At 40.1% G+C, this 12,339-nt stretch carries 12 protein-coding genes; 10 read left to right on the top strand and 2 right to left on the bottom strand.

The window, feature by feature from the left end:
• Positions 1 to 19: 19 nt before the first annotated feature.
• The 4 genes from AA0X95_RS26435 (at position 20) to AA0X95_RS26420 (ending at position 3,206) form a co-directional block, all read left to right on the top strand.
• A complete protein-coding gene (locus AA0X95_RS26435) occupies positions 20 to 856 on the top strand; it encodes an alpha/beta hydrolase (RefSeq protein ID WP_413303580.1) in 837 nt (278 codons plus the stop codon).
• 97 nt (positions 857 to 953) lie between these two features.
• Positions 954 to 1,199 carry a DUF2164 domain-containing protein gene (locus tag AA0X95_RS26430; protein ID WP_413310273.1) on the top strand — a complete coding sequence of 82 codons (246 nt, stop codon included), beginning with the start codon at positions 954 to 956 and terminating at the stop codon, positions 1,197 to 1,199.
• A gap of 424 nt (positions 1,200 to 1,623) precedes the next feature.
• The gene (locus tag AA0X95_RS26425) at positions 1,624 to 2,178 is read left to right on the top strand and encodes an RNA polymerase sigma factor (RefSeq protein WP_413303577.1); all 555 of its coding nucleotides are present in this window, start codon (positions 1,624 to 1,626) and stop codon (positions 2,176 to 2,178) included.
• Positions 2,175 to 3,206, top strand: a complete 1,032-nt coding sequence (locus AA0X95_RS26420; protein ID WP_413303575.1) for a DUF4179 domain-containing protein — start codon at positions 2,175 to 2,177, stop codon at positions 3,204 to 3,206. The genes AA0X95_RS26425 and AA0X95_RS26420 overlap by 4 nt, the downstream gene beginning before the upstream one ends.
• 44 nt (positions 3,207 to 3,250) lie before the next feature.
• Here AA0X95_RS26420 and AA0X95_RS26415 read toward each other — a convergent pair whose 3' ends face one another.
• Both AA0X95_RS26415 and AA0X95_RS26410 read right to left on the bottom strand, forming a co-directional pair.
• Complete coding sequence (locus AA0X95_RS26415) at positions 3,251 to 3,775, bottom strand: NUDIX hydrolase (protein ID WP_413303572.1); 525 nt, start codon at positions 3,773 to 3,775, stop codon at positions 3,251 to 3,253.
• Positions 3,776 to 4,032: 257 nt separating this feature from the next.
• The gene (locus tag AA0X95_RS26410; protein ID WP_413303570.1) at positions 4,033 to 4,359 is read right to left on the bottom strand and encodes a hypothetical protein; all 327 of its coding nucleotides are present in this window, start codon (positions 4,357 to 4,359) and stop codon (positions 4,033 to 4,035) included.
• A 209-nt stretch (positions 4,360 to 4,568) separates the two neighbouring features.
• On the opposite strand from AA0X95_RS26410, the gene AA0X95_RS26405 reads away from it, so the two are divergent.
• The 6 genes from AA0X95_RS26405 (at position 4,569) to AA0X95_RS26380 (ending at position 12,287) form a co-directional block, all read left to right on the top strand.
• Entirely contained in the window at positions 4,569 to 5,138 is a 570-nt protein-coding gene (locus AA0X95_RS26405; RefSeq protein WP_413303567.1) for a sigma-70 family RNA polymerase sigma factor, read from the top strand.
• A complete protein-coding gene (locus AA0X95_RS26400) occupies positions 5,122 to 5,814 on the top strand; it encodes a hypothetical protein (protein WP_413303564.1) in 693 nt (230 codons plus the stop codon). Before AA0X95_RS26405 ends, AA0X95_RS26400 begins: the two co-directional genes overlap by 17 nt.
• 109 nt (positions 5,815 to 5,923) lie before the next feature.
• The gene (locus tag AA0X95_RS26395; protein ID WP_413303563.1) at positions 5,924 to 9,109 is read left to right on the top strand and encodes an SNF2 helicase associated domain-containing protein; all 3,186 of its coding nucleotides are present in this window, start codon (positions 5,924 to 5,926) and stop codon (positions 9,107 to 9,109) included.
• Positions 9,110 to 9,349: 240 nt separating this feature from the next.
• Positions 9,350 to 10,093 (top strand): GntR family transcriptional regulator, encoded by a 744-nt coding sequence (locus tag AA0X95_RS26390; protein ID WP_413303561.1) that lies wholly within the window; start codon positions 9,350 to 9,352, stop codon positions 10,091 to 10,093.
• Between the two features lie 24 nt (positions 10,094 to 10,117).
• Positions 10,118 to 11,647, top strand: a complete 1,530-nt coding sequence (gene xylB / locus AA0X95_RS26385) for a xylulokinase (protein ID WP_413303558.1) — start codon at positions 10,118 to 10,120, stop codon at positions 11,645 to 11,647.
• A 61-nt stretch (positions 11,648 to 11,708) separates the two neighbouring features.
• Positions 11,709 to 12,287: a glucose-6-phosphate isomerase family protein gene (locus tag AA0X95_RS26380; protein WP_413303556.1), complete on the top strand. Its 579-nt coding sequence runs from the start codon at positions 11,709 to 11,711 to the stop codon at positions 12,285 to 12,287.
• Positions 12,288 to 12,339: the final 52 nt, after the last annotated feature.

Raw genomic sequence — 12,339 nt, 5'->3', positions numbered from 1 at the left:
ATAAAGGCGGGGGACGGGAATGAAAAAAGAGGGGAATTTCAAGGGTGTGAACGGAGTGGAATTATATTATCAAACACTGTATCCGAAGGCAACAGCTCCAAAAGCAGTTGTTATTTTGGTACATGGTCATGGGGACCATAGTGGAGGATTGCAAAACCTTAGCAAGAGTTTGGTAAATGAGGATTATTTGGTATATGCCTTTGATTTACGTGGACATGGTAAAAGCTCAGGTAAAAGGGGATTCATTCGAGACTGGGATGAATATAGAAATGATTTACTTGCGTTTCGAAAGTTGGTAGCCATGGAGTTGCCTGAACTGCCACTCTTTATTGTGGGGCATAGCATTGGTGGAGTAATTGTTCTTGATTATACGTTGGATCATAGTGAAGGACTGGCAGGGCTCATTGCCATTTCTCCTGCTATTTCGTATGAGGTTACACCTACAGAAAGAATCCTTATTACGTTAATGGGGAAACTTAAACCGGATTATAGTATTGTAAAAACCGGTAACCCGCAAATATTAACTAAGGATCCTGAGGAACTTGATAGACTAGTTGCGGATGAGTTACGCCATGATGTCGTCACACCTGGGTTGGGACGTGGTCTAATGCGAACAGTGGCTAGGATAGCGAATGAGGCAAAATCTATTAAACTGCCTTTTTTACTACAGTATGGGCTGGCAGATGAACTAACGCCACCTGCGAAGCTTCACCAATTCTTTGATACCGTTTCTTCTTCAAACAAACAGAAATTTGAATACCCTCATATGAGGCACCGGCCGTTTGATGATTTAGAGCGGGAACAATTTTTTGAGGATATGATACATTGGTTAGATGAGCAGGTCGTAAAAGGTTGACCATTTGTTGACACAAATTATCGGAAAAATATAGCCTATAATTTTCAAACTTTCACAGGTATAGTGACAGTATTGAAATTGTAAGGAGTGGGCTATGATGTTTTTTAAACTAACAAAAGAGCAGCAACAGGTAATGATCTCTGACATTCAATCTTTCTTTTCTGATGAGAGAGACGAAGAACTATCTGAATTTGCAGCAGAAAGAGTTTTAGATTTTGTGAAGGAGACACTTGCGCCACATTTTTATAATGCGGCCGTTTTAGATGTAAAACGTGTGGTGGAAGAGCGGTATGCATCACTTGAAGATGAGATTTTAACGTTGGAGCGACCAATAAAGAGATAATATGTTTAAAAAAGCGAGGCGTGTAGCCCTGCTTTTTTATTTGTTATTTTTTAATTTATCGGAAGTATTTTCCATATTTTGTAGAATCCCTTCTTGAATTTGTAGAATTCCTTTAATTTTATGTAGAATTATTCCTTTTTTGTGTAGAATTCCATTGATTTTATGTAGAATTCATTTGATTTTGTGTAGAATTCTTCAAAAACTGTGTAGAATTCTCCCTATACTTAATCAGAAAGCCATGACACTGACTTCTATTGTTCTCTAGTTGGGGCAGATCTATAGATTCTTAAACGTATGGAGGAAGTTCACCCCCATTATATGGGTACCAACTGATCCTTTTTTTTTTACATAATATGCAACCTAAATGGGTTTACCGTCGCCTAAAAGGTACAACCAATGAAACAAAGAAGGAGGTGCTTCTATCATGGATCAGAAAAAGCTGATCGAGCGGATTCGCAATGGAGAGGACTCAGCGTTTGCTGAACTCATTCATCCGTTGATTGAAAAAGGATATCGTTCCAGTTATTCGATTCTTCAATCGAAGGAACAGGCGGAAGAGGTCGTCCAAAACTCAATGATTGAAGCGTACAGAAACATTATGAGCGGGAAGGAAATTCGTTTTTTCAGTACATGGTTTTATAAACTAGTGTCACACCGCTCCATTGATGTATTAAGAAAAAACGGTAGATTGAGAGAATCGGTACTTGAATTAGAATTTCTGCGTGATGAGCAGGGTGTGGTGGATAGTGTGTTAAAAGAGGAAACGGAAAATGAAATAAGAAGGGGCATATGGTCCCTTGAGAACAGGGATTACCGGAATGTCCTTCTACTTTATTATTATCAAGAATTAACGATTCAGGAAGTGTCTGATTTACTTGGAATCAATAGTTCCACGGTTAAATCACAACTGCGGCGGGCACGGAACGCATTGAAAAAAAGATTGCTAGAAAAACAGATGATAGGGGTGAATCCACAATGAAGATGGATGAGTTTTTAAAGAAAGAAATTGAGGAAGATATGGAAAAAATTCAGGTTCCTTCATCTCTGTACGATTATGCTAGGAATATTAAGGAGGAATCGAAAGTGAAAGATATTCAAGATTCCCCAGTAGTGAAAAAGAGGAGAAATAGAAAATTCCAGTTTGCTGCAGCTGCAGTCGTGGGTCTTTGTATCCTAACTGGCTCGGCCTTCCTCAGTCCATCGATAGCGGAAATGGCTTCAAAGATTCCTTATTTGGGGCAGGTGTTCCAAACAAAACCAGTTTTTGAACTAATCCATGATGCTTTGGAGAAGGAAGGATACAAGAATCTCGCTTTGGGAATGACCCCTGGAAAAAAGGTATTGTTTGAGATTCGAGTGGAGGGGTCTGAAAAGGATGCGGACCGGGAGAGAGGAAAAATCACAGGGATCGTAGAGGACATCCTGAAAAGTAAAGGGTATGATTCGTATGAAATCAAAGTGTCTTCTTTCACTCCAGAAATTGTGGAAGAGACCGAAGAAGAAAAACAAATGAGGCAGCTTGGATTGAAATTGGAAGAAGGACTAAGGAGCTCAGGTTATGATATTATGACCGTTAACCCGTATAACCCGAAAATAGAGGTAAGTATTCCGTTAACAGAAAAGCGCGTTGATGAAATCCAAAAGGCCACATTTGAGCTTGCAAAAGCGAACGGTTCGGATAAAGAAGTAGTGATGGATGTGGTAGATGTAGAGAACAACAAGCGTGAGGGTTTGTGGATGGATTATTTGAGGAGTATCCACGAAGGGCTAGCACTGAAGAAGGAGTATAAAGTTTCCGGATATGGTTATTCGTATAAGCCGGAAAAGATGAAAATCATAATTAAAACTAGTATGACTGCTTCAGATGAAGGGACGGAAAAGACGGTTGGAAAAATTCGTGACGAGATTAAGGCGTTCCTTGATAGTGAAGACTTGAATGCAAAGGTAGGAAACCAGCCGTATGAGGTTATTGTCCGCGATAAAAGAGGGAAGGATTTTCCGTTCTAGAACAAAGGAAAATTATCCTTTGTTCTAGCAGAGCCCCCTTCTAATTAGAGGGGGCTTTTTAGATCTCTCAGAGTAAGGCTACTTAACCACTGTTCATCCCACTGAAAATACAGCTCTCCTGGCTTTGTCTGGGTAAATAAATGCTTTGGGTAAGGCAGGGCAAGTTCCGGCATGTGCTCTGGTTGGAAATAACGGAGTTCAGCTGTCTCAGTATCGATTGGATTTAGCTCCCCACGCTGAATCTCACACTCAAACATAAAGATGTTATACTCAACCTGATGGCCGTTGGGATATTGATAACGGAAATCCTTTCCACCAAATACCCCCAGCAGCTTCTGAGGTACAACAAATAGACCAGTCTCTTCCCATACTTCACGGACGACTGCTTCAGCAGGTGCTTCTCCAAGCTCAATGGCCCCTGCGGGAAGACTCCATTTTTCTCCATTTCCTTTGTTCTGTAACAAAACGCCTCCTGCCTTATTCCGAACGATTCCAGCAACACTTGGCATAAAAATTAACTCATTTCCTACTTTCTCACGTAGTTTTTGATAATACTCAGACATTCCCATATTTTGAACCACCTTAAAGAAACATGATATCCTCTTATATTCTTTATGGATAAGAACGAACCTGCTTGAAAAACTCATCAAACGTTTGATTAAATTCATTTTGTGTTTCAAAATAAGCCTAATGACAGTAATGAGGGCTTATCAGACAGTAAATAGAGTCTATCCGCCAGTAAAACATGCTCATACGACAGTAAAACATATTCATACGCCAGTAATCATGTTTCACCCTTCAAGAGAGGAGCCATTAGCAGTTTCACTTAGTCTATTTTTCTTAGAATATAGCAGCTGCCATCTTCAGTAAAATATAAATATTCACCGTGGTCGATATTAAAATCTACATTCTTTTTGTCATAAATCAATTGGGCGACTTTTTCATATTGTTCCATAAGTTCGTGGGGAGGATTAAAAATAATAGCCTGACTATTATTTGTAGTAACAAAGCCTTTGGGGTTGCATTTTCTTTCGGGCTTCAATTCAGCTTCCCAATGGCCATCTAGAAGTATGGAACTCGCTATGGTCTTGGTCTTTCGGTTTTGAATGGACCAAACCTTTCTGCAATTACATCGATGTATTTTGTGCTTCATTGCCAGATACCTACTTTCATAGATAGTAGATTAATAAGGGTCATAGTCATTTTATTCATTAGGTGAGGGAAATATATATGGACAAAAAGTCCGATTTCATTAAACTCGAAAATTATAATTTACGATTTTTTAAAAAAATAAATGAATAAAATACCGACAAAGTATCGTCTAATAAATCAGGAGAGAAAGTATAGAAACGGGGGGACCCAATGAAGATAAATAAACCGAAGCAGCCAGCTCCCATTGATGTATCGAGTATTAATAAAGATGCCATGCTGGAGGAACTAGTGGAAACAATAGGAAGCAAGGTACTAAAGCTTGCGTTTACATATGTTAAGGATCAAAAAATAGCAGAGGATCTCACACAGGAAGCATTCTTGAAATGTTATAAGAACTGGGATCATTTTCGGGGAGAATCCTCATTGAAAACATGGGTTTATTCCATAACCATCAACCTTTGTAAGGATTATTTGAAGAGCTGGTCCTTTAGGAATTTGCTTTATTTAGATTTTGCGCCTAAGCAAACCACTGTAAGGGATAGCGTGTTAGATCAGGTTTTAGAAAGATCGCAAAAAAAGGAATTAGCTGCAGCTGTGCTTAACTTGCCTGTAAAGTACAGGGAAGTGATTATTCTCTTTTATTATGAAAATTATCGGGTAGATGAAATCTCCTCTCTTTTACAACTAAGTGAAAACACAGTCCGGACACGCTTAAGAAGGGCAAAAGAGCTTTTACAAAAGAAGGTTCAAAAAGAAACGAGGGATGATGATGGAAGATGAGCTTCGTTCATTAAAGGAATGTCTCGACGATACCTATTTTAAGGATCTAGAGCTTTCAAAGACCATTAAAAAGAAAATAATAAAGCAATCTAAAAAATCTTCCCGAACATCCCAACACATCCAGAGGTTTAAATATGCAGCTAGTCTAGTCCTAGCGGTGGGATGCCTTTTCCTTCTAATACAAAGTTTTATTCAAGTACCCAAAAACAAGCAAGCCAGTATTTCGACCGTTCGGCAGCAGCAGGTGGCGTTAATCCATTTTCAAAATGATATTATTAGGCTTGTTAGCAAACAAAAAAAATCCGAAACCGCCTTTTTAACAGCGATAGCGGAGGGAAAATCCAAAGAAGAAATCGAGTTGAATCGAGTGGAAAGTATGAAGCAAGGGGAGGAGATTATCTTAGGACTCAAAAGTATGGTGATCCCTTCGGAGCTTTCCCCGTATCAAGGAATAATTAAAAATAGCCTAAAGGAATTAGAAACGGCTTATGTGCTGAAGAATGAATATTTCAGGGATTTAACCCCTGAAACCTACCAAGGACTTTCGGATCATTATGAGTATGTGGATAAATTATTTCAGTTTGACCAGATGATGATACCCGTATATAAAGCAGTAGAATTTAGACCAGTAAGCTATGTTGGCTATTTTAATTTAAGAGATTACAGAGAAGAGTGAGGGACAGTCCCCCGGCGCTTTAGCGCAGCAGGGGACTGTCCCCTTCTCTTGTTTGTTTGTGTTACAATCTTACTATTGAATCTGATCCTCATGAGGAGGGGGAAAGCACGTGAACAAACTGATAAACAATAAACTCATCAAAGAAATGTGCGGCACTGTCTCCTTCAAACGAGGGGAGTATTTTTACCGAACGGACAGAGTGATCTTTGAGCACTATGAACCTGAACGTTGCCAAGCGACGGTTACAGCTGATGAAGCTTTTCATGTGGTGATTGAAACGGGTGCAGATGGGGAGTTGAGGACGGAATGCAGTTGCCCGAAGCTTGCGTCATTTAATAAGGATTGCCAGCATATTGCGGCTGTTTTATTGGCAATTTACGAGCATCAACAACATGGAACTATCCCAAACATATCTAGCAATCCGGGTTTAACTGAAGGCTTATTCACCCTTTTCTCGGATCGTCCTGTCCGCTCTAGTGGCCACCAGAACCATTTCGAAACGAGGAAGGTTCTTGAGGTGGAGCTTATCTGCCGCCCAGTGGATCTTGGTAAAGGGAACCACCTTTTTGGTATTGAAATGGCTGTCGATTCAACAAACGTGACGGATATTCGTGCCTTTTTAGAACCAGTAGGTATAGGCAGGCCAGTCGCTCTTTCAGGGCACTTTACGTATGACCCAAGTAAGCATTGTTTTACAAAGGAAACCGATGACGTCCTTCAACTGCTCATTCAAGTACAGCGTGATGAAAAGATATATATGAAAAAGGTGCCTGACACCGTTGAACATAAAATTTTGCCAATCCCCGCTTCCTCTTGGGAACAACTGCAACCGTTACTTGTAAAGGTCCCTCAGGTAAAGCTTGTGTATGACGGGCAGACTTTTAAAGGAATTCACATCTCTGATGAATTGCCGCCATTGCAGTTTCAGTTTACAGAAACAAAAGGGAATGGGTATCAATTGCATGTTAATGGCTTTGAGCAGGTGCTGGTCTTAGATGCGTATCGGTCTGTTTTGTATGAAGGGAAAATCAAGCAGTTAGAGGCGCAAGACTGCAAGCGTCTCACCGAGCTAAAACAAATGCTGTCTAATACAGGAAAGGATCAAATTCCGATTCCGGAAGGCAAGATCTCGTTTTTCCTAGAAAAAGTCGCACCAGGATTAAAAAAGCTAGGACAAGTGACGATCGCGGAATCGATCAGGAAACAGGTCATGAGTACCCCATTGGTGGCTAAGCTCTACTTGGACCGCGTAAGTAATCGACTGCTTGCCGGCCTTGAGTTTCATTATGATCACATGATGATTAACCCCCTGGAAAAAAGAGAGCTGCCAGCTGACAGCCTGATAATAAGAGAGGTAGAGAAGGAAGATGAGATTCTACAGCTTTTGAGGGATAGCGAGTTCGCCACGACGGACGGGGGTTACTTTTTGCATAATGAGGAGCTGGAGTATGAGTTTCTTGTTCATATGCTTCCAAAACTGCAAAAGCTGGTGCGAATTTATGCAACGACAGCTGTTAGAAATCGGATTTTCAGAGGGACTACCCATCCGCAAATAAGGGTGAAGGTCAAAAAAGAACGGACAAACTGGCTGGAATTTAAATTTGAAATGGATGGTATATCAGAACACCAAATTCGTGAGGTATTAGCCGCGTTGGAGGAAAAACGGAAATATTACCGTTTGCCAAATGGCTCACTTTTTTCATTAGAATCGAGAGAAATGAATGAAATACAACGATTTATTCAGTCCCCTCAAATGAAGGATAAAGACTTGGCTGCAGGATTGGAGGTACCGGTCGAGCAAAGTCTACAGCTTCTTGATGTGGTGGAGGTGAGTGATGCGTTTAAGCTGGAAGAATCCTTCAGCCAGTTCCTAGACCATCTCATGAACCCGGGACAGCTTGATTTTGAGGTGCCAACTAGTTTAGCACACATTCTGAAAGAGTATCAAAAGCTTGGATACAAATGGATGAAAACACTGGCACACTATGGCTTCGGTGGGATTTTAGCAGATGATATGGGGCTTGGAAAAACCATTCAAAGCTTGGCGTATATTGTGTCCGAGCTGCCTGAGATTCGTAAGAGCAAGGAGCCGGTTCTGATTGTTTGCCCTGCATCGTTAACCTATAACTGGCTGAGTGAGATTCGGAAATTTGCTCCCGAGTTGGTGGCAATAGTGGTGGACGGAGATAAAGCTGAGAGGTCTGAGCTGCTAAATAGGATTGAGGATGTTGATGTGATGATTATCTCCTACCCCCTATTGCGTCGAGAGATTAGCTGGTTAGAGAAACAGAACTTCTATGCATTGTTTTTTGATGAGGCACAAGCCTTTAAAAATCCATTAACACAAACAGCCCGAGCGGCGAAAAAACTGCATTCACGTCATCGCTTTGCACTAACGGGTACCCCGGTTGAAAACTCACTCGAAGAGCTGTGGTCGATTTTTCATGTGGTCTTTCCGGAGCTGTTCTTAGGATTAAAGGAATATAGTAAGCTTTCAAGAAAAAACATTGCAAGGAGAATTCGTCCATTTCTCCTTCGCCGTTTGAAGGAGGATGTACTCGCAGAGCTTCCTGAAAAAATGGAGTCGCGTGAATCTGTGGAGTTGTATCCTGAACAAAAGAGGCTGTATGCTGCTTATCTAGCGAAATTAAGGCACGATACGTTGAAGCATCTCGATAGGGATACGATTCGGAAAAATCGGATTAAAATATTGGCTGGCTTAACGCGGTTGCGACAGCTTTGTTGTCACCCTGGATTGTTTGTGGATGGCTATAAAGGTGGTTCGGCCAAGCTGGATCAGCTGATGCGGATTGTGGATGAGTCGAAGTTTTCAGGTAGGAGGGTGCTCATCTTTTCTCAGTTTACTAAAATGCTTGAATTGATCGGCAGAAGATTACAAGCGAAGGGACTGCCATTCTTTTACCTAGATGGTCAAACGCCGGCAGAGGAACGAGTAGAAATCTGCGACCGATTTAATCGCGGGGAGCGGGATTTATTCTTAATCTCCTTGAAAGCTGGGGGAACAGGCCTTAATCTGATGAGTGCCGATACCGTCATTCTTTATGACACATGGTGGAATCCAGCTGTCGAGGAGCAAGCAGCGGACCGCGCCCATCGGATGGGCCAGAAAAATGTCGTTCAGGTTATCAAGCTCGTGGCTCGTGGCACTATCGAGGAAAAAATGAATGAGTTGCAGGATAAGAAGAGAGATTTAATCGATGAAGTGATTGATTCGGATGAAAAAGTGATAGCAACTCTAACCGAAGAGGATATTAGGGAGATTTTGATGATCTAAAAATAGGAAGAGATGTTGAATTCTTTAAAAGGATCCCCTTGATTTAAAAGTCAAAGGGGGTTCTTTTTAGTTTTCCAAATTTAACATCATTACTTATTAACTTTATAAAATATTCAGAAAATAAGATTGACATTCATTTGGACATTAGTTATATTATTTTTAAGACAACTGGTAAAGACAACCTAACATCATGCTGACCTGTTAGGTTAACAAGTTTCGAAAGTTTATGAGGTGATTTTTTTGGTACTAAGTAACGCAATTAATAAAGAAAGTCCATTACCGCTTTATTATCAGTTAAAAGAACTAATTAAGAAGGAAATTGAAAAGGGGAATTTAAAACCAGAAGAGATGATTCCTTCTGAAAGAGATTTAGGAGAGAAGTTTGAAATTAGTAGACCAACAGTCAGACAGGCGATTAACGAATTAGTTAATGAAGGAGTCCTAAGTCGTAAAAAAGGATTAGGGACCTTTGTAGCAAAACCTAAAATTAGTCAGGAGTTCCTTGAAAATTTAACTAGTTTTCAAAACGAAATGAAATCAAAAGGACTTCCCTATTCTACAAAGGTTATAGAATTAAAAGAAGTCTCAACAACGCCCGAATTAGAAAGCGTATTCGGAACAGACTATTCAACTTTTATTTTTATGAAGAGATTACGATATATAAAGGACAATCCCGTTGTGGTTGTTTCAACTTATATTCCAAAAGCGTTAGCCCCGGGTTTGATTAATGAAGATTTAACGAATGTATCATTGTATGAAACACTCCAAACTAAGTATAACTTGAAAATACAAAGAGCAAAGAGGGTAATGGAAGCAATGGTTGCTTCTGAGGAAGATTCGAAATGGTTAGAGTTGGAGAAGGTTTCAGCTGTGATGTTTATAAAAACAACTGGATTTTTAGATGATAACCGAGTTTTTGAATTTTCATTAGCCCGTTACAGAGGAGATTTAACGAATTTCACCGTTAACTTATCCATTCAATGATTAATAAGATAGGGGGGAATTCATGTGTCGAGCCGATATATACTTGCGCATGACATTGGTACTACTGGAAATAAAGCTACTTTGTTTTCCGAAGATGGTTCAATTGTTGGGAGTACATTCAGTGGGTATAATACAAATTTTCCATTGGTAGGTTGGGCGGAGCAAAATCCAAATGACTGGTGGAAAGCGGTCTGTGAAACAACGAAACTATTAATTCAAAACAGTAAGATCGACGCTCATTCGATTGCTTGTGTTACATTCAGTGGACAAATGATGGGGTGTGTCCTTGTTGATCGAGATGGGAATCCTTTACGAGATGCCATTATTTGGGCAGATATGAGGGCGGAGGCTGAGGCGGATAAATTAAGAGATGCTTTGGGCATGGAGGATGTTTACCAGATTACGGGTCACCGAATTAGCTCTTCCTATTCAGGGGCGAAACTGGTTTGGGTTAAAAATAACCAGCCCAAGATTTTTCAGGAAGCCTACAAAATTCTTCATGCAAAAGACTTTCTTGTACATATGTTAACCGGTGAATTTGCCACCGACTACTCTGATGCTTCAGGAATGAATTTGTTTGATATTAGAAAAAAAGAATGGTCATCTAAAATTCTTCAAGCATGGGAATTAGATGAGAGTATTTTGCCGAACGTTTTTCCTTCTACACATATTGTCGGAGGGGTAACGCAGAAAGCTGCTCAAGAATCGGGACTCATACCGAATACACCCGTAGTCATTGGCGGGGGAGATGGCTGCTGCGCTGCAGCAGGTGTTGGAGTGGTTTCCAACGGTGATGCATTTAATTATATTGGTTCCTCATCTTGGATTGCTTTAGCAACAGATGAACCTATTTTTGACCCAGAAATGAAAACGTATACATGGGTTCATCTCGACCCTACAAAATATTCCCCGAATGGAACCATGCAATCTGCGGGAGCTTCTTATCAATGGGTACGGGATCAGCTTTATTCGAATGAGAAGCAATTGGCGAATCAACAAGGAGGTAATGTCTATGATTTCATGAATGAAACTGTTGCATCATCGCCTCCAGGTTCGAATCGATTGCTTTACCTTCCTTATTTAATGGGGGAACGCTCTCCAAGGTGGAATCCAGATGCAAGAGGGACTTTTGTCGGTCTACATATCACGCACAATCGCGCAGACATGACAAGAGCCGTTATGGAAGGTGTAACGTTTAACCTCAAGGTCATTATGGATTCTTTTATTAAAGCAGGAGTTAATATTGATAAAATGTGGGTTTTAGGCGGAGCTGCCAAAAGTGATTTGTGGAAGCAAATCTTTGCAGATATTTATGGTGTGGAAATTATGGTCCCACATTTACTGGATGAAGCTACTTCAATGGGCGCTGCGATTGCTGGTGCAGTTGGAGTGGGGATTCTAAAGGATTTTGAAGAGTCAAAAAAATGGGTCCATAAAAAAGAGACAATTAAGCCAATACAAGAAAACAAGGTAGTCTATCAGAACTTGTACACAACTTTTAATCAAGCCTATGAGCAGCTTGTTCCTGTTTATGAACAATTAGCTAGATCTTGAATTTTTTGAATATTCCAATATTAAATCAACTAAACAATATTGATTGGAGAGAAAAGCCGAAATGACAAAATATTTTAAACCATTTAACACAATGTACATTGATTCTCAATCCGTTTTAGAGCCTAAAGGAAAAGTTATTACAAGAAATCTTTCTGATATGGCTGATATGTATCAGGATCAAGAAGCTGCACAAGCATTGTTGGCCGAAAATCCCCTTGTTTATGAAGTATTTAATGTAGAAGTTCCAGAGAATATTGAGCACATTCAGCATTGCATTACTGTTTTATATCCAGGAAAAGTCGGTGAAGAATATTTTATGACAAAAGGCCATTACCATGAAATTTTGAACAGAGCAGAAATCTATTTCTGTTTTAAAGGTATAGGAAAACTTGTTATGCAAACACAAGATGGTGATTATGAAGAATTGGATATGAAACCTGGAACTATTTCTTACGTACCGCCAAATTGGGCCCATCGCACCGTGAATACAGGAAATGAGCCATTCGTATTCTTTGCAGCGTACCCTGGGGATGCGGGTCATAATTATGGTGAAATAGAAGAGGTAGGTTTTAAGAAAGTAATTGTTAATGAAGAAGGAACGGTTAAAACGCTAGATAATCCTCGTTACCAGCTTTCATAGATTTGAAGTTTTATAGAGCTATACGCCAAGCTTAAATAGTTATCAAACCTTA

It is taken from the genome of Neobacillus phoenicis (assembly GCF_047302305.1).
In the GTDB taxonomy this organism is placed as follows: Bacteria; Bacillota; Bacilli; order Bacillales; family Cytobacillaceae; genus Neobacillus.
The sequence above is the reverse complement of the archived record's forward strand: the minus strand, read 5'-3'. Positions and strand labels throughout refer to the sequence as shown.